23 protein-coding genes are annotated in these 26,371 nt (G+C 74.5%); 11 read left to right on the top strand and 12 right to left on the bottom strand.

Annotation, left to right across the window (positions count from 1 at the left end; translation table 11 throughout):
* The first annotated feature begins 65 nt into the window (after window positions 1-65).
* Both CP973_RS27205 and CP973_RS27200 read left to right on the top strand, forming a co-directional pair.
* The gene (locus tag CP973_RS27205; RefSeq protein WP_150246535.1) at window positions 66-1,037 is read left to right on the top strand and encodes a class I SAM-dependent methyltransferase; all 972 of its coding nucleotides are present in this window, start codon (window positions 66-68) and stop codon (window positions 1,035-1,037) included.
* Window positions 1,038-1,354: 317 nt separating this feature from the next.
* Window positions 1,355-2,107, top strand: a complete 753-nt coding sequence (locus CP973_RS27200; RefSeq protein WP_150246534.1) for an SDR family oxidoreductase — start codon at window positions 1,355-1,357, stop codon at window positions 2,105-2,107.
* Between the two features lie 103 nt (window positions 2,108-2,210).
* Here the strand turns inward: CP973_RS27200 and CP973_RS27195 are convergent, their stop codons facing one another.
* The 5 genes from CP973_RS27195 to CP973_RS27175 all read right to left on the bottom strand — a co-directional run bounded on the left by CP973_RS27195 (window position 2,211) and on the right by CP973_RS27175 (window position 7,278).
* Entirely contained in the window at window positions 2,211-2,498 is a 288-nt protein-coding gene (locus tag CP973_RS27195; protein WP_150246532.1) for a hypothetical protein, read from the bottom strand.
* 326 nt (window positions 2,499-2,824) lie between these two features.
* Window positions 2,825-3,148 (bottom strand): SH3 domain-containing protein, encoded by a 324-nt coding sequence (locus CP973_RS27190; protein WP_150246529.1) that lies wholly within the window; start codon window positions 3,146-3,148, stop codon window positions 2,825-2,827.
* A 271-nt stretch (window positions 3,149-3,419) separates the two neighbouring features.
* Window positions 3,420-4,250: an aldo/keto reductase gene (locus CP973_RS27185; protein WP_150246527.1), complete on the bottom strand. Its 831-nt coding sequence runs from the start codon at window positions 4,248-4,250 to the stop codon at window positions 3,420-3,422.
* 55 nt (window positions 4,251-4,305) lie between these two features.
* Window positions 4,306-5,334 carry a hypothetical protein gene (locus CP973_RS27180; protein ID WP_208853307.1) on the bottom strand — a complete coding sequence of 343 codons (1,029 nt, stop codon included), beginning with the start codon at window positions 5,332-5,334 and terminating at the stop codon, window positions 4,306-4,308.
* Between the two features lie 141 nt (window positions 5,335-5,475).
* Window positions 5,476-7,278, bottom strand: a complete 1,803-nt coding sequence (locus CP973_RS27175) for an AMP-dependent synthetase/ligase (protein WP_150250305.1) — start codon at window positions 7,276-7,278, stop codon at window positions 5,476-5,478.
* Window positions 7,279-7,749: 471 nt separating this feature from the next.
* Here CP973_RS27175 and CP973_RS27170 point away from each other — a divergent pair, with 471 nt between their 5' ends.
* Together CP973_RS27170 and CP973_RS27165 are read left to right on the top strand one after the other, a co-directional pair.
* Window positions 7,750-7,935: a hypothetical protein gene (locus tag CP973_RS27170; RefSeq protein ID WP_150246525.1), complete on the top strand. Its 186-nt coding sequence runs from the start codon at window positions 7,750-7,752 to the stop codon at window positions 7,933-7,935.
* Window positions 7,936-7,968: 33 nt separating this feature from the next.
* Window positions 7,969-8,910, top strand: coding sequence for a DUF3050 domain-containing protein (locus tag CP973_RS27165; protein WP_150246523.1), 942 nt, complete (start codon window positions 7,969-7,971; stop codon window positions 8,908-8,910).
* Window positions 8,911-8,938: 28 nt separating this feature from the next.
* On the opposite strand, the gene CP973_RS27160 is transcribed toward CP973_RS27165, so the two are convergent.
* Complete coding sequence (locus CP973_RS27160; protein ID WP_150246521.1) at window positions 8,939-9,826, bottom strand: LysR family transcriptional regulator; 888 nt, start codon at window positions 9,824-9,826, stop codon at window positions 8,939-8,941.
* Between the two features lie 244 nt (window positions 9,827-10,070).
* Between CP973_RS27160 and CP973_RS27155 the strand changes: the two genes are divergently transcribed.
* The 4 genes from CP973_RS27155 (at window position 10,071) to CP973_RS27140 (ending at window position 13,525) form a co-directional block, all read left to right on the top strand.
* On the top strand, window positions 10,071-11,165 hold the full coding sequence (locus CP973_RS27155; protein ID WP_244410038.1) for a bile acid:sodium symporter family protein: 1,095 nt from the start codon (window positions 10,071-10,073) through the stop codon (window positions 11,163-11,165).
* Between the two features lie 208 nt (window positions 11,166-11,373).
* Window positions 11,374-11,706 (top strand): hypothetical protein, encoded by a 333-nt coding sequence (locus CP973_RS27150; RefSeq protein ID WP_150246519.1) that lies wholly within the window; start codon window positions 11,374-11,376, stop codon window positions 11,704-11,706.
* On the top strand, window positions 11,703-12,845 hold the full coding sequence (locus tag CP973_RS27145) for a WXG100 family type VII secretion target (protein ID WP_150246517.1): 1,143 nt from the start codon (window positions 11,703-11,705) through the stop codon (window positions 12,843-12,845). The genes CP973_RS27150 and CP973_RS27145 overlap by 4 nt, the downstream gene beginning before the upstream one ends.
* Window positions 12,846-12,862: 17 nt before the next feature.
* A complete protein-coding gene (locus CP973_RS27140) occupies window positions 12,863-13,525 on the top strand; it encodes a hypothetical protein (protein WP_150246515.1) in 663 nt (220 codons plus the stop codon).
* Window positions 13,526-13,540: 15 nt separating this feature from the next.
* On the opposite strand, the gene CP973_RS27135 is transcribed toward CP973_RS27140, so the two are convergent.
* Both CP973_RS27135 and CP973_RS27130 read right to left on the bottom strand, forming a co-directional pair.
* Window positions 13,541-15,487, bottom strand: coding sequence for an exo-alpha-sialidase (locus CP973_RS27135; protein WP_150246513.1), 1,947 nt, complete (start codon window positions 15,485-15,487; stop codon window positions 13,541-13,543).
* A 294-nt stretch (window positions 15,488-15,781) separates the two neighbouring features.
* Window positions 15,782-16,723: a quinone oxidoreductase family protein gene (locus CP973_RS27130; protein WP_150246511.1), complete on the bottom strand. Its 942-nt coding sequence runs from the start codon at window positions 16,721-16,723 to the stop codon at window positions 15,782-15,784.
* 194 nt (window positions 16,724-16,917) lie between these two features.
* On the opposite strand from CP973_RS27130, the gene CP973_RS27125 reads away from it, so the two are divergent.
* Window positions 16,918-17,382 carry a MarR family winged helix-turn-helix transcriptional regulator gene (locus CP973_RS27125; protein ID WP_150246509.1) on the top strand — a complete coding sequence of 155 codons (465 nt, stop codon included), beginning with the start codon at window positions 16,918-16,920 and terminating at the stop codon, window positions 17,380-17,382.
* Between the two features lie 22 nt (window positions 17,383-17,404).
* On the opposite strand, the gene fdhD is transcribed toward CP973_RS27125, so the two are convergent.
* Window positions 17,405-18,259: a formate dehydrogenase accessory sulfurtransferase FdhD gene (fdhD, locus tag CP973_RS27120; protein WP_150246507.1), complete on the bottom strand. Its 855-nt coding sequence runs from the start codon at window positions 18,257-18,259 to the stop codon at window positions 17,405-17,407.
* Entirely contained in the window at window positions 18,205-19,578 is a 1,374-nt protein-coding gene (locus CP973_RS27115) for an FAD-dependent monooxygenase (RefSeq protein WP_244410037.1), read from the bottom strand. Before CP973_RS27115 ends, fdhD begins: the two co-directional genes overlap by 55 nt.
* A gap of 240 nt (window positions 19,579-19,818) precedes the next feature.
* Between CP973_RS27115 and CP973_RS27110 the strand changes: the two genes are divergently transcribed.
* Window positions 19,819-20,496, top strand: a complete 678-nt coding sequence (locus tag CP973_RS27110) for a GntR family transcriptional regulator (protein ID WP_150246506.1) — start codon at window positions 19,819-19,821, stop codon at window positions 20,494-20,496.
* Window positions 20,497-20,687: 191 nt separating this feature from the next.
* Here the strand turns inward: CP973_RS27110 and CP973_RS27105 are convergent, their stop codons facing one another.
* Complete coding sequence (locus tag CP973_RS27105; RefSeq protein ID WP_150246505.1) at window positions 20,688-21,566, bottom strand: hypothetical protein; 879 nt, start codon at window positions 21,564-21,566, stop codon at window positions 20,688-20,690.
* Window positions 21,567-21,876: 310 nt separating this feature from the next.
* On the opposite strand from CP973_RS27105, the gene CP973_RS27100 reads away from it, so the two are divergent.
* On the top strand, window positions 21,877-22,764 hold the full coding sequence (locus tag CP973_RS27100) for a siderophore-interacting protein (RefSeq protein WP_150246503.1): 888 nt from the start codon (window positions 21,877-21,879) through the stop codon (window positions 22,762-22,764).
* Between the two features lie 113 nt (window positions 22,765-22,877).
* On the opposite strand, the gene CP973_RS27095 is transcribed toward CP973_RS27100, so the two are convergent.
* Window positions 22,878-26,171, bottom strand: coding sequence for an ATP-binding protein (locus CP973_RS27095; RefSeq protein WP_341874859.1), 3,294 nt, complete (start codon window positions 26,169-26,171; stop codon window positions 22,878-22,880).
* Window positions 26,172-26,371 lie beyond the last annotated feature (200 nt).

Below are 26,371 nucleotides of genomic sequence, written 5' to 3'. Positions count from 1 at the left end.
GCGGGGGCCTTGCCGGACCGGCAACAAAGGTTGCCTTCCAGCGCGCCCTGCCGGACCCTCGGCCCATGACCGACCACAGCCACGGCACCACCACCCCGGCACCCGGACACGACGACGACCACGGCCGGAAGCCCGACCCGGCCGGGCACCGGCACCATCATCACCACGACGACCACACCACCGTGGACTGGGAAGCGCTCGCCGCCCACCTCGAAAGCGAGGCGGAATTCCAGACGCCGATGCTCGACCAGGCCACGGCCTGGCTGCGGGACCTGCTGACCGAACCGTCCGGACCGGGCCCCGACGCGGTGCGCCGGGTGCTCGACGTCGGCAGCGGCCCCGGCGTCACCAGCTGCCTGCTCGCCCGGGCCTTCCCGCGCGCCGAGGTCGTGGCGGTGGACCCGACCGAGGCGCTCCTCGGACGCGCCCGGGACCGCGCCGCCCGCCTCGGCTTCGGCGACCGCTTCCGTACCCACGTCGGCGAGCTGCCCGACGGCATCGACGGCGTCGGCGACGCCGACCTCATCTGGTCCAGCAAGGCCCTGCACCACGTCGGCGACCAGGCCGCGGCGGTGGCCGCCCTGGCCGGCCGGCTGCGCCCGGGCGGCCTGCTCGTCGCCTCCGAGGGCGGCCTGTCGTCCCGCATGCTGCCCCGCGACTTCGGCTTCGGCCGCCCCGGCTTCGAGGCCCGCCTGGAGGCGGTGCGCGAGGACTGGTTCGCCCGGATGCGCGCGGCACTGCCCGGCGCCCGCGGCGTCGTGGAGGACTGGCCCGCCCTGCTGACCGCGGCGGGCCTGAAGTCCCCGCGCAGCCGCAGCTTCCTGCTGGACGTGCCCGCCCCGCTGGACGCGGCCCAGCGGCAGCACATCACCCGGCAACTGGACCGCGCCGTCGAGGTCTTCGGCGAATTCCTGGACGAGGACGACCGCGCCACCCTCACCCGCCTCCTCGACCCGGACGACCCGCTGGGCGTAGCCCGGCGCACGGACCTCTTCTGGCTCTCCGCCCAGACGTTCCACACGGCGCGGGCGGCGTAGGCGGGTTGGCGCGGGGGCGCTGTACGGGCGAGGACGCCTACGGGCCGGAGCGGCTACGGGGCGCGGCTACGGGTCGTGCCTACGGGGCGGGCGGCTACGGGCCGGGGCGGCTACGGGGCGTGCCTACGGGCGGGGCGCCTGCGGGGCGGCTATGGCTGGTGCGCCTACGGGGCGCGGCTACGGGGCGTGCCTACGGGCCGGGGCGGCTACGGGGAATGACCGGCGCCCGCCTCCGGTTGATCTTCACACCACGACGACCGGACGGCCTCCCGCGCCCAGCGGGACGACGACCGCCTTGCCGAAGGGACCCGCACAGCATGAGCGCCACCCCGCCCGCGCCTCCGCCCCCGCCCGCCCCGCTCGACGGACGCACTGTGGTCGTCATCGGCGGCTCCTCCGGCATCGGCCTGGAGGTGGCCCGCCGTTCCGTCACCGCCGGAGCCTCCGTCGTCCTCGGCGGCCGCAACGAGGACCGCCTCGCCGAGGCCGCCCGCGAACTGGGCCCGGCGGCCCGGTGGCACCCCGTCGACAACACCGACAAGCGGTCCATCGCCGCCTTCTTCGACACCGTCGACCACCTGGACCACCTGTTCACCCCCGCCGCCTCCTACCGGACCGGCCCCATGCGCGAGTTGTCCGACGAGGACGCGGAGAGCCCGTTCGTGTCCAAGTTCTGGGGCCAGTACCACGCCGTCCGCCACGCCGCACCCCGCCTGTCCCAGGACGGCTCCGTGGTGCTGATGTCCGGCGCCGCGAGTGTCCGTCCGGCCGGTCCGGCGCCCGCCTACGTCGCGTGCAACGCGGCGATCGAGGGCCTGGGGCGCGGTCTGGCCGTCGAACTGGCGCCCGTCCGTGTCAACGTCGTCTCGCCCGGCATGATCGACGGCAGCCTCTGGTCCGGGCGCCCGGCCGACGTACGCGAACAGGCCGCCGGGCACTACCGCGAGGCCGCCCTCCTCAATCGCCTCGGCACCGAACCCGAGGTGGCCGAAACCGTCCTCTTCCTCTTCACCAACGGCTACATGACGGGCTCGACGCTGTATCCGGACGGGGGGTACGCGCTGCGGTGAGGGCGAGAGGTCGGGCCCGCCCCGGGGACGGGCCGGCCCCGCCACGGGCCGGCCCCGCCACGGGCCGGGCTATGGCAGGAGGCCCGCCCTCTCGTGGCTCCCGCTAGCCCTCCTCGGGCTCCGGGTGCCGCACCTTGCCCTTCAGGGCCTTCTCGACCTCGTACCTGCTCTCGCCGGCGGCCTCGGCGTGTGCGCTGACAGCGGCCTGCACGGCTTCCGACGCGGCCCGCCAGGCGTCCCACTGCTGCTGCCAGGCAGCGTGCTGGTCGTCGGTCCAGCCGTCGCCGTCGGAGGTGCGGCCGTACTCGGCCTGCATGGCCCGGAGCTTCGCGTGCTCCGCGAGGGCAGCTTCTTCCAGCTTGATCAAATCGTCTGTGAGTTCGATAGCCACTGGCTGATATTACGCCGTTCTGGCCAGAACCCCACGCAACGCCACCGTGGCGTGGGCCGTGCCGAACGCGGCCCGGCCCGCCCCCAAAAGAGGGCGGGCCCGATGCCGGCACCGGCCGGTCGCCGTCCCCCGGTCGGCCACGGGGACCGGCGCCGCGCGCCCCCGTCGGCGTGCTCGCGTGTGGTGCGCGGTCGTGGCCTCGGCGGCCGGCCGGTGCCGGGCGGGGTGGTGGCCCTCCCGGGCCGGGAAGACCCTCCACCACCCCGCCGTGTGTCCAGCCCGCCGGCCCTCGGCGCGGGCGTGTGGCCGGGCCGGCGAACCGGGTCTCAGCAGTCCAGGTAGGCGGCGTGGATCCACACCCCGGTACGGCCGCCCCAGAGGTCACCCATGATCCAGGAACCCTCGCGGCCCCTCGCGTTCATCTTCTGGCCCCTGTTCACCTGACCCAGGACCGGGTAATTGGTGCCCGGGCCGCCGCGGTAGTTGACGCCGTTGTCGTTGACGGTGCAGACGATGGCCTGGACCGCGGGCGAGGCGGTCTGCCGGGCGGGGGCCGAGGTGCCGGCGGCGGTGGCCACCGTGCTGCCGGCGAGCGTGAGCACGGCCGCGGTGGCCGCGAGTGCGGCGGCGGCGCGAGGGATGCGGAACATAGGGGTCTCCTCCGTTGAAGGTCTTCCGGTGCCGGGGCCGCTGACTGCCCGGACCCGGCACTCAGGACATTCGTCCTGCTCAGCGCCGGTGCCAAGGGGTTTCCCAACCCCCTGGGCGACACGGGAAACCGGGAAACCGGGCTTCAGCTGGGCGGTGGTGAGGAGGAGGGGAGGAGAACGCGGCGGCGCCGCCGGCCCGGGAGCGGGCCGGCGGCGCCGGGGCGGAGGTGCGTCCGGCCGGAGCCGTACGCCGGGAGTGGCGAGTGCGTCCTCAGCCGTTGAACGCGTCGGGGTCCGGACCCAGCCGCGTGCCCGAGTCGAGCTCCGCGATCGCCGCCATGTCGGCGTCGTCCAGCTCGAAGCCGAAGACGTCGATGTTCTCCTTGATCCGGGACGGGGTCACGGACTTCGGGATGACGATGTTGCCGAGCTGGAGGTGCCAGCGGAGCACGATCTGCGCGGGGGTGCGCTCGTACTTACCGGCGAGCCGGGTGATGGTGGCGTCCTTGAGGAGGTCCTTGCCCTGGCCCAGCGGCGACCAGGCCTCGGTGGCGATGCCGTGCCGGGCGTGGAAGGCACGGGCCTCCGACTGCTGGAGCTGCGGGTGCAGCTCGATCTGGTTGACCGCGGGGACGACCGAGGTCTCGCCCAGCAGGCGCTCCAGGTGGGCGGGCTGGAAGTTGGAGACGCCGATGGCCTTGGCGCGGCCCTCCTGGTAGATCTTCTCGAACGCCCGGTACGTGTCCACGAACGTGCCCTTGGCGGGCATCGGCCAGTGGATCAGGTACAGGTCGACGTACTCCAGGCCCAGCTTCTTCAGGGACTCGTCGAAGGCGCGCAGCGTGGAGTCGTAGCCCTGGGCGTCGTTCCACAGCTTCGTCGTCACGAACAGCTCGTCACGAGCGATGCCGGAGGCGGCGAGCGCCTTCCCCGTGCCCTCCTCGTTGCCGTAGATCGCGGCGGTGTCGATGCTGCGGTACCCGGCTTCCAGGGCGGCGCCGACAGCCGTGAAGGCCTCGTCGTCCGGCACCTGCCAGACGCCGTACCCGAGCTGCGGCATGGCCACGTCGTTGTTGAGGGTGATGTGGGGGACCTTGCTCACGAGAGATTCGATCCTTAGGTCGACGTACAGGTTCTCCAACGTCAACGATCATCCGTTACGGAGCATTCCCGCGCACCCCCGGCGCGTGCCGGAGCGGGGAGGCGAGGGGGTCCGGGCGGGCCGACTCCGCCGCGAGGGTGAGGGCGCCGAGGCAGAGCACGACCAGCCCCGCGACCAGTTCCAGGGCGCCCGCCAGACCGGGCAGGCCCCCGGCGGAGGCCGAGCCGCCACCGGTCAGCGCGTCGGCCGCGGCCAACGAGAGCCACATCGTTCCGCCCCACGCGAACACCGTCGCGGAGCCCAGCCAGGCCAGCGCGAGCGGCACCCGGGTCCGCAGCCGCCGGAAAGGTCCCCGGTGGGGGAAGAGCAGGGCGGTCAGTCCGGCCGCGCCGGCCAGCGCCAGCAGGCCCTGGACGACGCCGGACGTGGCCGTGACGACGTTCCGCGTGGGCAGCGCCCCGGCTCCGGAACCCGTCGGCATGCCGAGGCCCCACAACACGTCGACCACGCCGAGTACGGCGAAAAGCACCGCCGCGGGCACGCCGAGCAGCCGCCGCGCCGCCCGTACCCCAGGGGCCGGAGCGGGTACGGACTCCAGCCGCCGGCGCAGCAGCGCACCCCAGCGCCGGTGCGCGTACACCCAGAAGGCACCGAGCAGGGTGATGCCCTCGACGATGAAGGCGCCGTACACCAGGAAGTACACCCAGGGCCGGAGGAAGTCGCCGGACGCCATCGGGTTCGCCGCGCCGGTGAGGGCGGCGACGGCGGAACCGGTGGGCACGGTGATCATCAGGGGGGTGAGCAGCCCGGACGCCATCCACACCGGCAGCGCGAGCAGCCATGCGGGGGTCCGCAGGCCGGACGGGCGGGTGAGCCTGTACGCGACGGCGGCGGCGACGGCGTCCATGAGGAAGGTGACGGCGTTGGCCGCGATCCAGGTGCCCCGTCCGGTCCTGCCCAGGTCCACGACGCCGATGTCGTGGCCCAGGATCCACAGCAGTTTCAGGAGGAGGTACGGGGCGCAGGCCGCGACGGCGAGGCGGCCCAGGAGGACCTGGCGGTCCGTGCGCTGGTCGGTGTTCATGGGACACCAGCCTCCCGGCGGCCCGCGGACGGCGCCTCGGGCCGGGGGATGAATCGCTTCCGCCGCACGGGGGAGGCGGCATCCGCGCAGGTAGGGGAGGCGCGGGTACGCACGGGGGAGGAGCGGCCCGGGCGCCGCGCCTCACGTCCGGTACAGCGCGTCCACCTCCGTCGCGTACGCCGCCTCGATGGCCTTGCGCTTCAGCTTGAGCGACGGCGTCAGCAGACCGTGCTCCTCGCTGAACTGGTGCGCCAGTATCCGGAACGTACGGATCGACTCGGCCTGCGAGACCAGCGTGTTGGCGGCGACGACGGCCCGGCGGATCTCGGTCTCCAGGTCGGGGTCGTGCACCAGGTCCGTCGGCGGCAGCTCCGGCTTGCCGCGCATGGCGAGCCAGTGTGCGACCGCGTCGGGGTCCAGCGTCACCAGCGCGGCCACGTACGGGCGGTCGTTGCCCACGACGATGCACTGGGCGACCAGGGGGTGGGCCCGTACCCGCTCCTCCAGGACGACCGGGGAGAGCGTCTTGCCTCCGGAGGTGACCAGGATCTCCTTCTTCCGGCCGGTGATCGTCAGATAGCCGTCCTCGTCGAGCGCCCCGAGGTCGCCGGTGGCCAGCCAGCCGTCGTGCAGCACGGCGTCGGTGGCCCGGGGGTTGTTCAGATAGCCCTGGAAGATCTGCCCGCCGTGCAGCCAGATCTCGCCGTCCTCGGCGATGTGCACGGTCGTGCCGGGCACGGGGGAGCCGACCGTGCCGAAGCGGGTGCGCTCGGGCGGGTTGGCGGTGGCGGCGGCGGTGGACTCCGTCAGGCCGTACCCCTCGTAGATCGTCACGCCGGCGCCCGCGAAGAACAGCCCGAGCCGGCGATCCATCGCGGAGCCGCCCGACATGGCGTGCCGCACCCGGCCGCCCATCGCCTCCCGCACCTTGCTGTAGACCAGCTTGTCGAACAGCTGGTGCTGCATGCGCAGCGGGGCGCCGGGCCCGGACGCGGTGCCGAACGCCTTGTGCTCCAGCGCCTCCGCGTACCGCACCGCCACCTCGACGGCCTTCTCGAACGGCCCGAGCCGGCCCTCCGCCTCGGCCTTGCGCCGGGCCGCCGCGAAGACCTTCTCGAAGATGTACGGCACGGCGAGGATGAAGCTCGGCCGGAAGGACTGGAGGTCGGGGAGCAGGGCGGTGGCGGACAGCTCGGGCTGGTGGCCGAGCTTGACCCGGCCGCGTACCGCCGCGACCTGCACCATCCGCCCGAAGACATGGGCGAGCGGCAGGAACAGCAGGGTGGACGCCTCGTCACCGGGCTTGGAGTGGAAGACCGTCTCGTAGCGCTGGACGACGTTGTCGGCCTCGGCCATGAAGTTGGCGTGGCTGATCACGCAGCCCTTGGGGCGGCCGGTGGTGCCGGAGGTGTAGATGACCGTCGCGGTCGCGTCCGGGGTGACGGCCATGCGGTGGCGGTGCACCACCTCGTCCTCCAGGTGCGCGCCCGCCGCCGTCAGCTCGGCCACCGGGTCGGTGTCCAGCTGCCACAGGCGGCGCAGCTGCGGCAGCCGGTCGATGACCGAGCCGACGGTCATCGCGTGGTCCTCGTGCTCGACCATGCAGGCCGTGACCCCCGCGTCGTGCAGCATCCAGTGGACCTGCTCGGCGGACGAGGTCGGGTACAGCGGTACGGGCTGGGCGCCCACGGACCACAGGGCGAAGTCGAAGAGCGTCCACTCGTAGCGGGTACGGGACATGATCCCCACCCGGTCGCCGAACCGGACCCCCTGCGCGAGCAGGCCCTTGGCCAGCGCCAGCACCTCGTCGCGGAACTCGGCCGAGGTCACGTCCCGCCACTGCCCGGCGGCGTCCTTGCGGGCCAGCGCGACGCGGTCCGGATCCGAGCCGGCATGGTCGAAGACAGCGTCCGCCAACCCGCCGACGCGGGGCGCCGTAGCCAACGGAGGCACGGAGAACTCGCGCAATGACCCAGCTCCTCGTGGTGCTTCACACAGGGCCGAGACCGTACCCCAACAGGACGGGCGGCGGGAGGGGCGCCCGGTCCGCCGGACCGATGGCATAGTCGCTGGTCATGCGCCGAAAACGGGCTACTCCGGAGAAGCCCGGACATCGGCGGGGGCGGCACCCGCCGAACGATCACGACGCCGGGACCGGATCTGCACCAAATCTCTCCCAACGCGTCCCGGAGGCAGCGGAAGCGGCAGCCGGCCGCAAACAGGGGTGAACGCCTCCGCCTCCGGCTCCGTATCCCAGGCATCGGAAACCCACGGGGGAAGAAGGAGCCATGACACAGCCACCGGCGCAGCGGCGTCCGGAGCTTCCTCGGCGGGCGCGAGAGCCTCCAGCCCTTCGAGCCCGGCTCCGGGGCCGCGATCGCCGGCTACACCTGGGCGCACTCCCTCGGCGAGATCGTGACCAGCGTGGTCCGGGCGGGGCCGCGGCCGGACTTCCTGCGCAAGTACCCCTGCGCGGGGTTCCCGATGCTGCCGTATCCGGAACGGCGGGCGGACGGCAGGTACTGGCTGCCCGCCCGGATCGAGGGGGAGTGCCCGCTGCTGTTCACACTGCGCGCCACCGCGCCGGGCGCGCCCGCCTGACCGCCCACGGTCCGCTCACCGAGGAAGCCGATGATGACCCGCCACCGCCACCCCCACCGCACCGACCCGCGTCCCGACCACCGCACCGACCCGCGTCCCGACCACGGCCCCGACCCCCGCCTCGACCAGGGACTTGACCCCCGTCCCGACCCCCGCCCCGACCCCCGCGACCAGCCCCCGGACGACGACCGGCCGCCGCCCGACGACCCCGTCCACCCCGGACTGAGCGCCCTGCGACGCCGGGTGGGCCCGGCCCACGACCACGTCGCGAAACACCGCGTACACGGCGAACTGACCAGCCTCGGCCGGATCACGGCCTTCCAGGAGCACCATGTCTTCGCCGTATGGGGCTTCATGACGCTGCTCAAGAGCCTGCAACGCGATCTCACCTGCACCGAGGTGCCGTGGGTCCCGCGAGGGCCCACCGCCGGCCGCCGGCTGATCAACGAGATCGTGCCGGCCGAGGAGAGCGACGCGGTCGGGGACGGCCACCGCAGCCGTTTCGAGCTGTACGTGGACGGCATGCGCCGGACCGGGGCCGACACGGTCCCCGTCGAGACGTTCGTGGCGCTGCTGCGCGACGGCAACACGGTCGGCAAGGCCCTGAAGTACGCCGACGCGCCCCCGGGCGCCGCCGACTTCACCGCCGCCACCTGGAACGTCGTCGCACGCACGCCGCTGCACTGCCGCGCCGCCGTGTTCGTGTTCGGCCGCACCGACCTGATGCCCGGCACGCTCCGGATGGTCGCCGCCATCGAGGGCGCCCAGGAACGGCTCGCGACGTTCAAGGACTACCTGGCCCGGCGCGTCGCAGGCGAGGGAGACGCGCACGCGGCGCTGTCCTCGCGGATGCTCGTCGAGATCTGCGGCGACGACCGGGAGAAGTGGGCACAGGCCGCGGAGGCCGTGATCGAGTCGCTGCGCGCCCGGCAGGCGCTGTGGGACGCGGCGTCCTGCTCCCTGGCGTGGCGGTGAGGAACCCGGGGTCCGGCCCCGCGCCGCCCTACGGCAGCTGCAACCGGTCGCCGCCCGCCAGTATCGCCTCGGCCAGGGCCTCCGCCGGGCCCCTGGCCGCGTTCTCCCGCTCGTCGCCGTACAGCAGGACGAAGTCCACCCCGCCGAGGTCCGGCAACCCCGCCCGCGACGGCACCCGGACCAGGCCGGGCGGGATCATGCCGAGGCTGTGCGCCATCACGCCGAGCCCGGCCCGGGTGGCCGCGATCAGGCCGTTCAGGCTGCCGCTCGTACAGGCGATGCGCCAGTCGCGGCCCTGCCGCTCCAGGGCCTCCAGCGCGCGGGCCCGGGTCACCGCGGGCGGCGGGAACACCACGAGCGGGACGGGCCGCCGCGCGTCCAGCCGCAGCCGGTCGGTGCCGACCCACACGAGGCGGTCCCGCCAGACGAGCCGGCCGGTCGGCGCCTCCGGGCGGCCGCGCGCGGGGCCGGGGCGGCGCTTGGCCAGGACGAGGTCGAGGCGGCCGGCGGCCAGCAGCTCGTGCAGCGTCCCGGACAGTTCGACGGTCAGCTCCAGATCCACTTCGGGGTGCTCGCGGCGGAACTCCTCCAGCACCTCCGGCATGCGGGTCAGGACGAAGTCCTCCGAGGCCCCGAACCGCAGCCGGCCGCGCAGCCGCGTCCCGGTGAAGAAGCCCGCGGCCCGCTCGTTGGCCTCCAGGATCGTGCGCGCGAAGCCGAGCATCGCCTCGCCGTCCTCGGTGAGGTCCACGGCGTGGGTGTCCCGGGAGAACAGCCGCCGCCCGGCCGCGGCCTCCAGCTTGCGCACATGCTGGCTGACGGTGGACTGCCGCAGGCCGAGCCGGTGCGCGGCCTGGGTGAAGCTCAGCGTCTGGGCCACCGCAAGGAACGTACGCAACTGCACCGGGTCGAACATCGTCTCAGCCTAGCGGCCGTCATCGTGATCCGTGATGGCAGTCACCACGGTAAGAGGGGTTCCCGATGACCGTGCCACCAGGCAGGCTGGAGAGGGCACCGTCCACCCCACGGAGACCGGCCGCCTCGCCCGTACCGGCCGCCTCGCCCGTATCGGCCGCCGCACCCGAACCGACTGCCTCACCTGTACCGACTACCTCATCTGCCTCGTTCGCCCTACCCGAACCGACCGTCGAAGAGAGACCATGCGCCGCCCTCAGCTCAGCATCCCCTCCTGGCTCCCCGTGGACGGATTCATCCTGGCCCTCGTCGGCACCGTCGGCCTCGCGGCGCTGCTGCCCGCCCGCGGCGCGGCCGCCGCCGTCGCCGACGACGCGTCCACCGGCGCGGTCGCGCTGCTCTTCTTCCTCTACGGCGCCCGGCTCTCCACCCGCGAGGCGCTCACCGGGATGCGCAGCTGGCGGCTGCACCTGACGGTCCTGGCCTGTACGTTCGTGTTCTTCCCGCTGCTGGGCCTGGCCGCCCGCGGCCTGGTCCCGTACGTCCTGACGCAGCCCCTCTACACCGGCCTGCTCTTCCTGTGCCTGGTCCCCTCCACCGTCCAGTCCTCGATCGCCTTCACCTCCATGGCGCGCGGCAACGTCGCGGCGGCGATCTGCGCGGGCTCCTTCTCCAGCCTGGTCGGCATCGTGGTGACCCCGCTGCTGGCGGCCCTCCTCCTGGGCGGCGACGGCGGCGGCTTCTCGGCCCGCTCGCTGGTCTCGATCGTCTTCCAGCTGCTCGTGCCCTTCCTCGCCGGACAGCTGCTGCGCCGCTGGATCGGCGGCTTCCTCACCCGGCACAAGAAGATCCTCGGCTTCGTCGACCGCGGCTCCATCCTCTTCGTCGTCTACAGCGCCTTCAGCGCGGGCGTGGTCGAGGGCATCTGGCACCAGGTCTCCCCGTGGCGCCTGCTGAGCCTGCTGGGCGTCGAGGCCGTCCTGCTGGCGCTGATGCTGACGCTCACCTCGTACGGCTCGAAGAAGGCCGGCTTCGCCCGCGGCGACCGCATCGCCATCACCTTCGCCGGCTCCAAGAAGAGCCTGGCCGCCGGACTCCCCATGGCCACCGTCCTGTTCGGCGGCGGGGCCGGACTGGCCGTCCTGCCGCTGATGCTCTTCCACCAGATGCAGCTGATGGTGTGCGCGGTGCTGGCGAAGCGGTACGCGGCACGGGCCCCGCGGGAGGCGGGCTTCGGAGCGGGGACCGAAGTGGATCCGGCCCGGGACGCCGGTCCTTCGTCTGCCGTCGCCGCTGCTGCCGCGCCACCGGCTCGGGAGTTGCACACCAATCCCAAATGATGGGCAAGAGAATCACCAGGGATTACCAATGAAAGGCAAAGGGAGATGCGCGGCCCGGTGCCACCCGTCATCTCTTGACCCCACAAATCTGCACAACGGGCATCAACACCCCCGTCCTGCCCGTCGGCGATGACGCCGTACTGTTGTCCGGGCTTTCGCGGCGCCCCGGCGTCCGCCCGCACCATGACCGACGGATCGGGGGAGATCTGTGCCCGAGCAATTCACCGCTGCTCAAGAAGCTCTGCACAAGTTCGCCAAAAGCTCTGACCAGCGCGCGGAGAAGCTGCGGGCGATCCGCAGCAAACTCGCCTCGCATTCGCTGAACCAGCAGGCCTTCGGAAAGCTCCCGGAGGCCGACGAACTGTACAGCGCCTACGCGGAGCAGAGTGAGGACTGCCTGGACATCCTCGACAAGGCGGCGACGCTGGAGGAGAAGGTCGGCGAGGGCGTCACCGAGACGGCACGGGCCTACCAGTCCGACGAGGACGAGACCGTGCGCACGATGCGGCACGTCCAGGGCGGACCCGGGGGCGGCCGATGAGCGGCGTGGCGACGGGGGCGCTCAGCGCCTACAACAAGGTCAACGACTGGATGAGCGGGTTCGACTCGGCGGTGGACGCCATCATGCGTCCGCTCGTCGAACCGCTCGCCGAGCACCTGGAATGCGTCACCGGTGACGACGAGGGCATCCAGGAAGCCGCCAAGCTGTGGCGCGAACAGGCCACCGAACTGCGCAACCTGATCGCCGACCAGCGCCGGGACCGCGCGGACCTCGCCCACGAGTGGACCGGCCAGGCGGCCGACGCGTTCCAGGGGCACCTCGCCGAGATGGAAGCGGCACTGGAGCAGGAAGCCGCCGACATGGACGCGGTGGCGGACGTCCTGGAGCAGGCGGGCGAGCGGGCCAAGCTGGCCGAGCAGGTCGTGGAGACGCTGATCCGCGAGCTGATCGAGTGGGCCATCATCGAGCTGGCCGTGGCGCTGGCCACCTCGATCATCACGGTCGGCGCCTCGGCCGCGGCGGCCGCCGCCACCGCCGTCGCCCAGGCCGGGATCGTCTCGACGCGTATCGCCCGGGTACTGGAGGAACTGGCCACCGAACTCAGGGCCTTCGTCAACATCATCAAGTTGCTCAAAAAAGCCAAGAAGATGTCGAAGGTCAAAAAGCTCAAGCCCTGGACCTGGAAGCACATCAAGGACCCGGTCGAGGCCGAGAAGTTCCTGAAGGGGATCGCCGCGAAAAAGGCGCTGAAGGCCGTAAAGGTGCCGATGAAGGGTGCCGTCGGCCTCGGCATGGGAGGCCTGGGATTCTCGGGCGATCCGACGCAGGCGCTTTCGCCCGTCGTCCAGGCGGGAGCCGAAAAGCTCGACGACATGATCGACGGCGGTGACGGCGGGGGCGCCGCATCCGGTGGTGGCGCGCGGCGGCACGGCGACGTCCACCTGCCGCCGGCGTCGGACTTCGACCCGTCGCCCTCCGGCGGGGGCACGACCGGCGGGCCCGCCGTCAGCGGACCGTTGAGCCCGCCGTCGAAGCACGGGGTTCCCGCCGACCCGGCCCCCGCCAACCCGGACCCGCTCGGCCGCTACCAGAAACCGGCCGCCGACCAGGACATCCGCCTGATGTCCCGCCCGGCGTCGGCCCAGCAGCCGCGCGATCCCGACAATCCCTTCGGCTGAGCGAGGAGAATGGCCGCGTGATCGACCACGAGACCCCGTGCCGGCAGTTCCTCCAGCCCGGCGAGGTGCTGCTGCGGAGCGAGCAGTACGACGTGTACCCGTCCCTGCCGCTGGTTCCCGCGCACCTGCGGCTGCCGCCCAAGCAGTCGGCCCTGGAGAAGCGGATCCGGGGCGTGCTGGGCAACGTGCTGAACAAGGCGTCGCGGCCCATCGACGCGGTCACCGACAACCGGTTCACCAACAACCGGCTGACCCGCGCCGTGGGCAACGTCGCCGAGGGGATCAGCGAGGCCCCGGAGAACATCGAGGACGCCGCCGACGCCGCGGCCGAGCGCATGATGTACGGCAAGCCCATGGAGGGCGGCTGGACCAGCATGGCCGGACGCTTCCTCGTGCAGGTCACCAACGCGGGCGGCACCCCCCGGCACCAGGCGATCACCGACCGCCGGCTGTTCGTGGTCACCGACCACGCCACCGGATGGCGGGCCCGTGACCCCGAACCGGCCCTCGCCGTGGAAGTCCCGCGCCAGGACATCGCCGAACTGCGGCCCAAGCCGCGCACGACGCTGCCCCGCGGCCGGTTCGACCTGGTCTTCGTGGACGGGTCGTGGATCGCACTCTGCTGCTCCTTCCAGAAGAGCATGGAGTCGCTGGTCGACGCCTTCTACGGAAGGCGTTGACCAGCGGCCTCGTGCCTACTCGTCGTCCACGTCGTCCAAGGGCAGGTTCAGCACGACCGGCCCCTTGACGCGCCCGTTCCCCTCGCGTACCCGGGCCAGCTCACCGTCGCTCAACGCCCGCCCGTAGACCCGTACTTCGTCCAGGTCGCCGGCCAGGTGGGCACGGCTGTCCACCTTCTGGCCCGCGTGCACGCCGAAGACCGAGTTGCGGCTCACGGAGCCGGGGACGTCGGGGACCGTCCGGGTCTCGGTGCCGTCGACGGCGAGGGTCAGCCGGCCGTCGGCGCGCCGCAGGGACAGGTGGTGCCACTGCCCGTCGTTGTACGCGGCGGTGGTGGCGACCTCGGCGGTGGCGGGCGGCCGGGCGCCGTCGAGCGCGGTGATGAAGGCGCTGATCCGGCCGTGGGCCGGGTCGCCGCGCAGGGCCACCTGCGGGCTGCGGCCGCCCACCCCGCCCATCCACAGGAACGGCTGCTCGCCGGACGTGGCGCGGTAGCGGAACCAGAGGCTGCACGTGAAGTCCCCGCTGCCCAGCGGGAGCGAGCGGCGGAAGGGCAGCCGTACGGCGTCGTCCCGGCCGTCGAAGGAGAGCGCGGCACCGAAGCGGCCCGGTACCGGACGGGCGCCGCCCAGCACGAGGGCGGGCCGGGCGTGCCGCCCGTGGTCCGGGGTCGTCGGATCGGGGCCCCGGCGCGGTCCGAGCCAGGCGTCGGTGAAGCGGGCGAAGCGGATCTCGTCGCGGGCGTCGGCCGCCCCGCCCTCGTACAGCAGTCCGGTCAGCCCGGGGGAGACGGCCACCAGGTCCGAGTAGCCGGACCAGTCGGTGGTGACCCGGGCGCCCCGGTCCACGCCTTCCCAGGTGCGGCCCTCGTCGTACGAGGAGCGGATGGTCATCGTGCGGCGGCGGTCGGGGTCGGCGGGCGCGGCGAACAGGGTGCGGGCGGGCGCGCCGGGGCGCCGGGCGGGCAGCCGCAGTACGGAACCCTGCACCATCGGCGCGTACAGGCCGGGCAGCGTGCGGAAGGGGCGGGTGAAGGAGGCGCCGCCGTCGCGGCTGACGGCCGCCGTGCGGTGGCCGAGATCCGTACCGTCCTGCTCGCGCCCGTTGACGTACACCGAGCCGTCGGAACGTTCCAGGAGGCTCATCTCCGACGGCTTCTGGCGGAACGTGCCGTCGGCGGCGGTCGGGTAGCTGTCCACGGCGCCCACCCGCCAGGTGTCGCCGCCGTCGTCGCTGAGCATCAGCGCCGCGTGGTTGGCCGTTATGCGGCCGCCCGCGTAGCTCTCGGCGTTGACGGTGAAGACCAGCCGTCCGGCGTGCCGTCCGCGGGCGAGCTGGATGCCGTGCACGGGACCGGTCGCGTACCAGGAGTTCCATCCGGCGGGCCGGAGTTCGGCGGTCAGGTCGCGCGGTGCCGACCAGGTGGCGCCGTCGTCGTCGCTGTACTGGAGGTGCGGGGTGCGGTCGCACGGCACATCGCAGGCCCCGGCGTCGGTGCGGCCCTTGTTGTAGGTCTCGGCGAGCAGGACGCGGCCGGTCTCGCGGTCGACGACGGGGGCCGGGTTGCCGTGCGTGTCGCCGCCGCCCTCGTTGACGACCTGGAGGGGGCCCCAGGTACGGCCGCCGTCGGTGGACCGCTTCAGTACGAGGTCTATGTCGGCCGCGTCGCCGCAGTTGCGTACCCGGCCCTCGGCGAACGCCAGCAGGGTGCCGCGGGTGGACCGGACGATGGCCGGGATGCGGAAGCACGCGTAGCCGCGCTCCTGCGAGGCTTTGAACAGTACTTGCTGGTCGAAGCCGGTGGGTGGCGCCGCGGTGGTGGTGGGGTCGGCCTGGGCGGTGGCCACGGGAACCAGGACTGCGGCCGCGGCGGCGAGCGCGGCCAGCGCGCGGCGCCGCGGCCGGATCCCGTTGGCGGGTCTGCCGCGGTGGTGGTCATGGGTGCGGAACGGTGACGTCATGGTCCGACCTGCCCTTCGGGGCGTAGGCGGGGCATCGCATCGGCGGAATACGTAGAACGTCCTACCTCCGCGTGCGCAGGAAGCTACTGGGCTCCCGGCACCGCCACAAGCCACGCGCGGCGGTTCTTCGCACCCGGCCGGATTTCTTCCCCGTCCGGAGGAGGCGGAGGATGCCTGTGCGAACCACGGGGCGGACCCGTGGCGCACGCCGCCGTAAGCAGCGCCGACGCCGCGCCCGACAGGGGAACCGCGAAGATCAAGGGATCAAGGATCAGGAAATCAGGGGATCAAGGCTCAGGGGATCAGCATGACCTTCCCCAAGTTGCCGCGCCCCTCGATGATCTCGTGTGCCCGCGCGGCCTCCGCCAGCGGGACGCGGGCGTGCACGGCGGCCCGCAGCCGGCCTGCGAGGAAGTGCTCCCACAGCCCGGCGCCGTGCCGCTCGTAGAGCTCCGGGCGGGTGGCGGCGAAGCGCGCCATGGTCAGCCCGGTGATCGTCTTCGAGCCCGCGAGGAGGTCGTACGCCGGGACCGTACCGCCGCCCGAGTTGAAGAACACCAGCCGCCCGCCGGGCGCGAGGGCCGCCACCGCGCGCGGCAGCAGGTCCCCGCCGACGCCGTCCAGCACGATGTCGACGGGCTCGCCCCAGGACGCGTCCTCGTACGTGACGACCTCGTCGGCGCCGAGTCCGTACAGGAAGTCCGCCTTGGCGGCCGAGCCGACGGCCGCCACCACCCGTGGCACGCCCCGCAGCTTGGCCAACTGCACCGCGAGGTGCCCGGTGGCGCTGGCCGCGCCCGTGATCAGCACCGACTCGGGGCCGGCGGGGGCGGCGGTGGCCAGCGCGGCGAGGGCGACCTGGCCGCCACGGACCAGCGCGACGGCGTCCTCGCTCGTCGCGCCGTCCGGTATCCGGGAGGCCAGCGGGGCCGGCACGGTGGCCACATCGGCGTACGAACCGGTGAAGGAAAGTCCGGTGATCCGCTCGCCGGCGGTGAAGCCGGTGACGTCCGGGCCCAGCCCGATCACCTCGCCGGCCACCTCGCCGCCGAGGACGGCGGGCAGCGGTACGCCGCCGCCGTCGCCGTCCCCGCGCGTCCGGCGCACGGACGGCAGGCTCACCCCGATGGCTTCGGTCCGTACGAGCAGTTCACCGGGGCCCGGCTCGGGAACGTCGGCCTCCTCCACCCGCAGGACTTCCGGACCGCCGTAGGAATGGAAGCGGACTCGCCGCATGGGCACCTCCGAGGGGAAGGGCGTGACGTCGCCGGACGCCGCGCGGAAGACAGGCGTCACGGATGCCGGACGCCGTGCGGGAAACGGGAACCCGAACGGGACGGCACGGCGGTGCGCGCCAGCGAACCGTTGGGAGCACCAACGATAACAGGAATCATTGGTGAGCCCAATGGTTTTCCGGATAGGCTGATGCCATGGCAGAGACCCCCTACGCACCCGCCCGCATCCGCGCCCTCCCCAGCTGGCTGCTCGGCCGGGCCGCCGCCCGCGGCCACCGGCTCGTCGCCGAGGCGCTGGCCGAGGAAGGGATGCGGATGATGCACCACGCGGTGCTGTCGGCCGTCGGGGAACTGGGCCCGGTCTCCCAGGCCGAGCTGGGCCGCAGTGTGGGGATCGACCCCAAGGACATGGTCGCGGTCGTCAACGACCTCCAGGCCGACGGGCTGGTGACCCGTGCCCCCGACCCCAGGGACCGGCGCAAGAACGCCATCGAGATCTCCGCCGCCGGGCAGCGCACCCTGCGCCGTACCGAAGCGCTGGGGGACCGCGCCAACGACGAGCTGACCGCGGCCCTGACCCCCGCCGAACGCGCGCAGCTGGTGGCGCTGCTGGCGCGTGTCGTGGAGCCGGGGGAGAAGCCGGGGCCGGACGCGGGCTGACGGCCCGCGCCGGCCGCCGCGCTCAGGCCTTGCCCGCCACCGCGCCCAGCGCCAGCCGCTCGTCCCCCGCGTACACGTTCATCGAAGCGCCCCGCAGGAACCCCACCAGCGTCAGCCCGCTCTCGACGGCCAGGTCCACGGCGAGGGAGGACGGCGCGGAGACCGCGGCGAGGGTGGGGATGCCCGCCATGACCGCCTTCTGCACGAGTTCGAACGAGGCCCGGCCCGAGACCATCAGGATGGTGTCGCGCAGCGGCAGCCGCCCGTCCTGGAGGGCGCGGCCGACGACCTTGTCGACGGCGTTGTGACGGCCCACGTCCTCACGGACGTCGAGGAGCGTGCCGTCCGCGTCGAAGAGCGCGGCGGCGTGCAGTCCGCCGGTCCGGTCGAACACGCGCTGCGCGGCCCGCAGCCGGCCGGGCAGGGCGGACAGGGTCGCGGGCGCGATGCGGGCCGGGGCGTCGGCGGGCGGGTCCAGCGGCCAGCGGGCGGAGGTGCGGACCGCGTCCAGGCTGGCCTTGCCGCACAGGCCGCAGGACGACGTCGTGTAGACGTTGCGCTCCAGCGTGATGTCCGGGACGGGCACGCCGGGCGCCAGCTGCACGTCCACCACGTTGTACGTGTTCGAGCCGTCCTCGGTGGCGCCCGCGCAGTACACGATGTTCGCCAGCTCCCCGGCACCGCCGAGCACCCCCTCGCTCACGAGGAAGCCCGCGGCCAGCGCGAAGTCGTCGCCCGGTGTGCGCATCGTGATGGCGAGCGGCCGGCCGCCGAGGCGGATCTCCAGCGGCTCCTCGCCGACGAGGGTGTCCGGGCGCGTGCTCACGGCTCCGTCGCGGACGCGGATGACGCGGCGTCGCTCGGTGACCCGTCCCATGTCTGATCAGTCCTGTCCGTCCCTGGTGCGCCGGCCAGCGGTGCCGGACCGGCCTCGGCCGTTCCATTGTCCGGTACGCGTCCGGCCGGGTGCCCGGCGCCCGGCGCCCCCGGCAGGGCCCGCCCGCCGAACGCGCCCGCGTCCGCCCCCGCCCACAGCGCGTCCAGGTCCGCCTGGTCCACCGTCCGCCAGTCCGGGCCGCGCAGGACGAGCACGTCGCCCAGGCGGCGGCCGAGTTCCATCATCGAGATGCCGACGGGGCCGCGGGACGCGTCGTACGCGGCGGCCACCTCGGACCAGGTGCCGGCGGCGGTGCAGGCGGCTTCCAGGGCGGTGGCGTCCTGGAGCGCCTTCACCGCGCCGCTGCCGGTGTGCGGACGGGCGACCGTGGCCGCGTCACCGGTGAGCAGCAGCCGGCCCGCGGCGTAGCGGGGCGCCGTGAAGTCGTACAGCGGCTGGATGAACAGCTCCTCCGGCCGGGTCAGTTGGAGCAGGCCGCCCCAGTACGGCGGCAGGAGTTCGCCGGTGACCTGCGCGAAGTGCGCGTGCAGCGCCTCGCCGAGGGTGCCGGGCGGAAGGCTGGTGGGGGTGTCCAGGCCGAGGTCGAGCCGCGGGGGAGGGACGGTGTAGAGCACCCAGTTGGCGCGGTGGCCGCCGGAGCCGTCCGGGATGCGGTAGATGACGGCGTGGCCGCCGGGGAAGACGGCGAAGACGCAGTCCTCGACCGGCCACGCGCCGGCCGGACCGTCGAGCGCGGTCAGCCGTTCGGCGGGGAACGCGCCGCGCCAGGCCAGGTAACCGGCGTACGCGGGCCGTACGCCGGGGAAGGCGGCGCCGCGCACCGCCGAGCGGTAGCCGTCCGCGCCCACGACCAGGTCGACGTGGTGCGTGGTGCCGTTCTCCAGGTGCACCGCGGCGCCGTCGGCCGAGGTCTCGACCGCACGGACCGGGCTGTCGCTGCGGAACACGGCGGTCGCGGGCATCCGGCCGCGCAGTTCGCGCCAGAGCGGGCCCCAGTTGTAGGTACGGAACGGGAAGGGCAGTTCGCCCACCGGCCGGCCGAGCGGGCTGCGGCCGTCGCGGGTGTACCAGCGGCGCCGGGACAGCTGGATCCAGGGCATGTCCGCGTCCATGTACCCGGCCGACGCCAGTTCCGCGTAGCGGGCGTTGTGCACGCCCAGGCCGGCGCCGCGGTCCGCCAGGCGGCCGGCGGCGCGTTCGTAGACCGTGATGTCCGTGGCGCCGCCCCGGTGTACGGCGAGCGCGGCGGCGCATCCGGCGATGCTCCCGCCCACGACCGCGACCGTTCCTCCGCGCATGGGTGCCCTGCCCTCCCCGCGGTTCCGTGGCGGCCCGCGGTGCTCCGAGGTGGTTCAAGCACACGTATTCTCGCAGGAGTTGCCGCCCGCAGGGGGAACGGCCGGGCGTGGCGCGGCCGGGGTGAGCGGCCTGCGCGCGGGCGGACCCGCTCGGTAGACTGTAGACGATAACCAATCGGTCGCCCGGGCCGTCGCGCGCACCCGCACCGCCCCCGGTCGCGTCCACGGAGGGGTATCTCGATGCTGTCCACAGGGCTGCCGCAGGGCACCGTGCCGAAGCTGGAACGCCCCGGCCCGCTGCGCGAGCGCGTCTACGAAGCGCTCCTCGAACTGATCACGACCCGCGCGCTGCGTCCCGGCCAGCACCTGGTCGAGAGCGAGCTGGCGGGCCACCTCGGTGTCTCCCGGCAGCCGGTCCGTGAGGCGCTCCAACGGCTCAACACGGAGGGCTGGGTCGATCTGCGCCCGGCGCAGGGCGCGTTCGTGCACGAGCCCACCGAGGAGGAGGCCGACCAGCTGTTCACCGTGCGCACCCTCCTGGAGGCGGAGGCCGCCCGGCTCGCCGCCGCCAACGCCGGACCGGCCGGCATCGCGGAGCTGGAAGCGCTGTGCGACAAAGGCGAGCGGGCGGTACGGGACGACGACGTGGAGACCGCGGTCGCCACCAACGCGGAGTTCCACGCCAAGGTGATGGCCCTGGCGGGCAACAGGGTGCTGGCCGACCTGGCGGCGCAGGTGGGGCGACGGGTGCGCTGGTACTACACCCCCGTCGCCCGGCAGCGCGGCAAGCGGTCCTGGGCCGAACACCGCGAGCTGATCGAGGCGATCACCGCCCGGGACGAGGCCCGGGCGACCGCGGTCATGCGGGCCCACACGGAGCACACCCGGCGGATGTACCACGAGCGGGCCGAGGACTGAGGCGGCGGCCCAGGAGACCGTCGCGGCCGTCGCCGACGCCCGCTGGATCACCGGCACCACGGCCGACGTCACCGGCGGCATCGGCGCGGGACCGGCATCGGCGCGGGAACGGCCTCGGCGCGGAGCCGGGCCGACCGCCGTGCCGTGCCGCCCCGGCTCCGTGCCGCCCCGGCCCCGCGCCGCCCTGACGCTCAGTCGGCCGCGACCGCGTTGACCGGGTCCATCGCCACATCGTTCTGCCGTGCGGGCGTCGGGTCGGCCGCCGGGCGGGGCGAGGCGGCGGGCGACTGCCCGGCCGGCTGCTGCGCGGCGCCCGCCGACGGCTGCCGCGCCGCCCCGGGCGTCTGCCGGGCCGGGGCGGGGGACGCCTGGTCCTGGGCGGTGCCGGTCCCGGACGACGTGCTGCCGGCCTGCTGCATGCTGAAGCTCGCCGTGCCGTCCCCGTCGAACACGCGCTGGCCCACGGCGAGCGGCGACTGCCCCCGGAACGCGCCGCGGAAGGCGCCGACGCCGCGCTCGGTGAGGGTGAAGCTCATCCGGGCCCGCGCCTGTCCGCCGCCCACCTGGACCCGGGCCGGGTCGACATGGAACGCCAGGAAGTCGGTCCGGCGCCCCTTGGAGCCGCCGACGGTGCCGGTGACGCGCGAGGTGGCGAGTTCGCCGCGCAGCGCGCTGACCCTCAGGTGGCGGTGGCCCTTGCCGACGAAGTCGAAGCCGCCCCGGAAGTCGAGGTGCCCGGAGGTGAAGCGGGTGTTGAGCGTGCCGCCGGAGATCGGGGTGGTCACGCAGCGGCGCGCGGCCGGACCGGTGAGCTTCGCCGGGGCGAGCGCGGTCAGGCGCATCCCGGCCTTGGCGAACGCGCGGGTGGCGTCCGGGGTGAGGCAGAAGTTGGCGGTGCCGGTCCCCACCCGCACCGTCGTCTCCACCGGTTCCCGGGGCGCGGCGGCGCGCGCGGGCCCGGAAGCGGTCGCGGGCGAGGTGACGAGGGCGGCCCCGGCGCCCAGGGTGGCGGCGAGGGCGAGGACGCTCGCGGAGGCGATGGGCAGCAGTCGGCAGCGGTCCGTGGGCATGGTGGTGTGTTCCGTTCTCGTGCGGGACCCGACGCGGCCGGGGGCACCGGACGCTTCCTGTCAGCAGACGTATTGACGGTGGGGCCTCCGGGGTGACGGCCTCGGGGGCGAATCACCCGGATAGCTCGGGCCGTGGCGGCGGGCGTCCCCCGCACGCATGCCGCCCGTGCAGGCACGCTGTAGGCGCCCTGTAGGCAGCGGCTGCGACGGTCGTCCCATCGACCCGCACGGCGCGCCGCGGTCCCCGCGCGCCGTGCCGACCGCACGCCTCGGCCCGTCGCCGGCCGATGGCCCTGCCCACGGAGACGCCATGCAGCAACAGCCTTCCCAGCCCGCCACCCTGCCGGTCCGCCACCTCCGGGTCACCGCGGTCCGGCGGCTCTCACCGCGCATGGTGCGCGTCACCTTCGGCGGGCCGGACCTCGCCGGCTTCCGTCTCGACGCGCCGGACCAGCAGGTGAAGCTGTACTTCCCCAAGCCCGGCCACACGGTCCCGAGGCTCCCGGAGCCGCCCGCCGACGGCGACCTCATGCGCTGGTACGCGGCGTTCCACGCGATCCCCGAGGACGAACGGCCGTGGATGCGCAGCTACACCGTCCGCGCGCACCACCCCGAGGACGCGACGATCGACATCGACTTCGTGCTGCACGGCGCGGGGGCGGCGCGCGGCCCGGCGACCGGGTGGGCGGGCCGCGCCGCGCCCGGGGACACGCTCGGCATGTTCGGCCCCTCGGCGTACTTCGCCCGGCCCGTCCCCCTCGGTACGGCCGACTGGACGCTGCTCGCCGGGGACGAGACCGCGCTGCCCGCCATCGGCACCCTCGCCGAGTGGCTGCCCGAAGGGGCCCGCGCGGTCGCCTACATCGAGGTGGCGGACGCGGCGGAGGAGCAGGCCCTCGCCACCCGCGGCGACCTGACCGTGCACTGGCTGCACCGCGACCGGCGCGCGGCCGGGCCCGGTGAGCTGCTGGCCGAAGCGGTGCGCGGGGCCCGCTTCCCGGCCGGTTCGGTGTTCGCCTGGCTCGCCGGGGAGGCGGGCGCGGTGCGTGCCCTGCGCCGCCATCTGGTCGAGGACCGGGGCCTGGAGAAGCGGTCCGTCGACTTCACCGGCTACTGGCGCCGGGCCCTGTCGCAGGACGACGCGCCGACGGAAGAGGACCTGGCCGAGGCGCGGGAGCGGCTGGCGGACGCGCAGTAGGCGCCCGGCGCACGCGGGGCGCCGCTGCGTTCGCGCTGGTCAGATCAGGGCGGCGGCCTCCTTCACGGAGAGGCCGCCGCCTTCGCCGTAAGCACTTTCGTACGCGTCCGCCGTCAGCGCCGCGCGCACCGCCGCCCCGGCCCGCTCCCGTATCCGGGTCTCCACCGCGGGCGGCAGCGGCTGGAAACCGAAGCCCTCGGACGCGGGCGCGTGGCGGTCGTACGCACCCAGCAGGCGCGCCCCCTGCTCAGCAGCCCCGCCTCGGCCGCGCCCAGCTCCGCCATGGCCCACGCGGCGCAGAGGAACTGATGGGCGATCAGGTTCGGAGCCACCAGATGCGCGAGTGCGGCGAGCTGCCGGACGGCCCGGCGCGCGTGCTCGCGGGCCCGGACGAAATCCCCGTCGAGGCAGTCCAGCCAGCTGTGCAGCCCGCTCACCATGCCGGTGAACAGCGCCGGGGTGCCGCTGGTGAACGCCTGCTCCGCCTCGCGCAGCTGCTCCCGGGCGAGCCCGGTGCGTCCGGTCCGGCCGTAGTGCCGCGCCAGCAGCAGCCGCGCAGTGCTGAGCGTTTCCCCGGCGGCGGGCTGGGACTCCGCCACGGCCTCCAGCAGCAGTCGCTCTGCCTCCTGGACGCGGGGCGAACGGGAGGCGTCGCCTACCGTGGCGCCTTCCTCCGCCCCGTACGTCCCCTCCAGCCGTACGGCCGCCAGCCGTGCCTTGAACTCCGGCACTTGAGCATGCGCGCCGATCCGTTCAGAAGCCTCCAGGGCGCGCGAGAAGTCCGCGTCCGCCAGCGCGTACTGCCCGCGCCGCTCGTACGTGTCGCCGCGCGCGGACAGGGACTCGGCGATGCCCCACAGGTCCCCGGCCTCCTCGAAGAGGGCCAGCGCCTCCTCGGCGTCGCGCGCCGACCGGTCCAGCTCGGCGGGCCGGTTGCCGAGCAGCTTGGTCCGCAGCAGCAGCGCGAGGCCCAGGTCCCAGCCGTCGCCCAGCTCCCGGCAGTGGCGTACGACGGCGTCGACGGCCTCGTCCAGTCCCGCGAACCCGCCGGTCATCAGCCGGGCGAAGAACCACATGACGCCCGGCTGCCGCCCGGTCTGCGGCAGCCCCGGGCGGTACGCGGCCACCACCCGCTCCGGACGCACCGGCCCGGACGGCCCGGCCCCCTCACCGCTGCCGGCCAGCACCAGCAGCCGCACCCCGCGCCGCGCCTCCCGCAGCCGCTCCCCGGACCACGGCGGCGGAACCGCCGTACAGCGGTCGGCCAGCGGCTCCGCGGGCCGTACGGGATCGGCGAACGGGTCCGGGCCCAGGCCCGCGACGGCGGCGGCCCAGTGCCGGGCGTCCGCCTGGTGGTTGCGCAGCTGCCAGAACCAGCTCATCGACAGCGCCAGACACAGCCCCTCCTGCTCCTCGCCCCGGCCGACCGCCGTGCGCAGCGCGGCCCGCACGTTGCCGTGCTCCGTCTCCAGGCGCGCCAGCCACTGCGCCTGCCGCGGCCCGCGCAGCCCGGGATCGCCGGTACGGGCCAGCTCCCGGTACGCCGTCAGGTGCCGCAGCTCCACGGCCGCCCGCTCACCGGACTCCGTCAGCCGCTCCCCGGCGTACTCGGCGACCGTTTCGAGCAGCCGGTAGCGCATGCCGCGCGGGCTCTCCGGGGCGGCGGTGACCAGCGACTTGTCGACCAGCGAGGTGAGCGCCTCCAGGACGTCGGCGGGGGAGCGGGGGCCGTCGGCCGCGTCCGGGGCGGCACACACCCGCTCCGCCTCCGCCACCTCACAGCCCCCGGAGAAGACCGCCAGGCGGCGCAGCACCGCCCGCTCGTCCGCCGTGAGCAGGTCCCACGACCAGTCCACCACCGCCCGCAGCGTCTGCTGCCGGGGCAGCGCCGTCCGGCTGCCGCCGGTCAGCAGCCGGAACCGGTCGTCCAGCCGCTCCGCGATCTGCCGCGGCGTCAGCGCGCGCAGCCGCGCCGCCGCCAGCTCGACGGCGAGCGGCAGCCCGTCGAGCCTGCGGCAGATCTCCGCGCACGCGGCCGGGTCGTCCTCCGTACGGAACCCGGGGCGTGCGGCGGCGCCCCGTTCGGCCAGCAGCCGGAGCGCGGCCGACGGCGGCAGCGGCTCGACGGGGCGCACCGACTCGCCCGGCACGCCGAGCGGTTCGCGGCTGGTGGCCAGCACCGTCACGCCGGGGCAGCCGGCCAGGACGGCGTGCGCCAGCCCGGCCGCCGCGCCGATCACATGCTCGCAGTTGTCCAGCACGAGCAGCAGCCGCCGCTGCCGGCAGTGCTCCACCACCCGGGCGAGCGGCGTCGCGGGCCCGCCGGGCGCGCGCAGCTCCCCGGGACCTGGGGCGCGTACCCGCGTCGGGTGCCCGCCGAGCGCCGTCAGGACGGCTTCGGGCACGCTCTCCGGGTCCCGTACGGAGGCCAGCTCGGCGACCCGGACACCGTCGGGCCACCGTTCGCCGTCCGCGCCCGCCGCGTCGGCGGCCTCCAGGGCCAGCCGGGTCTTGCCGACACCGCCCGCCCCGAGCAGAGTGACCAGCCGACTGCTGCGCAACTCCTCGCCCAGCCGAACGAGTTCGGTGGCGCGGCCGACGAACGAAGTGAGGCGGGAGCGGAACTGTGCGGGAGGCGCGGACGCATGGGGTGCCGGGGCCGGATCCGGCGCGCCGGACAGCAACCGCGCGTGCAGAGCGCGCAGTTCGGTGCCCGGGTCCGCGCCCAGCCGCTCGGCGAGCCCGGCCCGTACCTCCTCGTACGCCTGCAACGCCTCGGCCTGCCGCCCCGCAGCCGACAGCGCCCGGATGTACAGCGCCTGGAGGGGCTCGTCCAGCGGCTCCGCCACGGCCAGCGCCGCCAGCTCGGCCAGCGCGTCGGCCGCCCGGCCGCACGCCACCTCGGCTGCCAGCCGGGCGCGGCGCGCCTCGCCGTGCCGCCGTTCGGCCCGTACGGCGAGCGGATCGCCGTCCCGGTCCGGCAGGTCCGCCAGCGCGGGCCCGTGCCACAGCGCCAGCGCCTCGTCCAACAGGCCGGCGGCGGCCGCGGGGTCGCCGGCGCGCAGCGCGGCGGTGCCCTCCGCCGTCAGCCGCTCGAAGCGGAACAGGTCAATGGCGTCCGGCTCGGCCGCGAGCGCGTACCCGCCGGGCGACGAGGTCACCGCCGGTCCGCCGAGCGCCCGGCGCAACCGGCCCACCAGGGCCTGGAGCGCCGCCGGGGCATCGGCCGGCGGCTCCGCGTCCGCGCCCCACACCTGCGCGATCAACTGCGCCGCCGGGACCGGCCGCCCGCCGCCGGCCGCCAGCGCCACCAGCAGCGCCCGCAGCCGAGCCCCTTTCAGGGGCACCTCGGTGCCGTCGGGGCGGCGCGCCTGCGCGGTGCCGAGAACGCGGTAGCGGTAGATCACCGGACCATTGTCCCCGGGCGGCCCCGGGCCGCCGAACGGCGCCCGCCCCGGCCCGCCCACCGGCGCCCGTCGAGAAGGCTGCACGCCATGGCACCAGAGCGCCACCCTGGCCCCCGGCACCGGCCGGACCGCCGTCCCCGGACGCGCCGCTCCTCACCAGACCCGCCCCCCTCGCACGCCCGATGGGCGGCTGCACGTCA

The sequence above is a fragment of the Streptomyces albofaciens JCM 4342 genome (assembly GCF_008634025.1).
Taxonomy (GTDB): Bacteria; Actinomycetota; Actinomycetes; order Streptomycetales; family Streptomycetaceae; genus Streptomyces; species Streptomyces albofaciens.
Note: the sequence above shows the minus strand (reverse complement) of the source record. Positions and strands in the feature narration are given on the sequence as shown.

Bases quoted from the DNA above. Each gene is read 5' to 3' on its own strand.
- CP973_RS27105 (WP_150246505.1), bottom strand. From the start codon at position 21,566: ATGCCCACGGACCGCTGCCGACTGCTGCCCATCGCCTCCGCGAGCGTC.
- CP973_RS27190 (WP_150246529.1), bottom strand. From the start codon at position 3,148: ATGTTCCGCATCCCTCGCGCCGCCGCCGCACTCGCGGCCACCGCGGCC.
- CP973_RS27130 (WP_150246511.1), bottom strand. From the start codon at position 16,723: ATGCGGCGAGTCCGCTTCCATTCCTACGGCGGTCCGGAAGTCCTGCGG.
- CP973_RS27115 (WP_244410037.1), bottom strand. From the start codon at position 19,578: ATGCGCGGAGGAACGGTCGCGGTCGTGGGCGGGAGCATCGCCGGATGC.
- CP973_RS27100 (WP_150246503.1), top strand. From the start codon at position 21,877: ATGCAGCAACAGCCTTCCCAGCCCGCCACCCTGCCGGTCCGCCACCTC.
- CP973_RS27205 (WP_150246535.1), top strand. From the start codon at position 66: ATGACCGACCACAGCCACGGCACCACCACCCCGGCACCCGGACACGAC.
- CP973_RS27180 (WP_208853307.1), bottom strand. From the start codon at position 5,334: ATGAACACCGACCAGCGCACGGACCGCCAGGTCCTCCTGGGCCGCCTC.
- fdhD (WP_150246507.1), bottom strand. From the start codon at position 18,259: ATGGGACGGGTCACCGAGCGACGCCGCGTCATCCGCGTCCGCGACGGA.
- CP973_RS27135 (WP_150246513.1), bottom strand. From the start codon at position 15,487: ATGACGTCACCGTTCCGCACCCATGACCACCACCGCGGCAGACCCGCC.
- CP973_RS27200 (WP_150246534.1), top strand. From the start codon at position 1,355: ATGAGCGCCACCCCGCCCGCGCCTCCGCCCCCGCCCGCCCCGCTCGAC.
- CP973_RS27155 (WP_244410038.1), top strand. From the start codon at position 10,071: ATGCGCCGCCCTCAGCTCAGCATCCCCTCCTGGCTCCCCGTGGACGGA.
- CP973_RS27125 (WP_150246509.1), top strand. From the start codon at position 16,918: ATGGCAGAGACCCCCTACGCACCCGCCCGCATCCGCGCCCTCCCCAGC.
- CP973_RS27110 (WP_150246506.1), top strand. From the start codon at position 19,819: ATGCTGTCCACAGGGCTGCCGCAGGGCACCGTGCCGAAGCTGGAACGC.
- CP973_RS27160 (WP_150246521.1), bottom strand. From the start codon at position 9,826: ATGTTCGACCCGGTGCAGTTGCGTACGTTCCTTGCGGTGGCCCAGACG.
- CP973_RS27145 (WP_150246517.1), top strand. From the start codon at position 11,703: ATGAGCGGCGTGGCGACGGGGGCGCTCAGCGCCTACAACAAGGTCAAC.
- CP973_RS27165 (WP_150246523.1), top strand. From the start codon at position 7,969: ATGACCCGCCACCGCCACCCCCACCGCACCGACCCGCGTCCCGACCAC.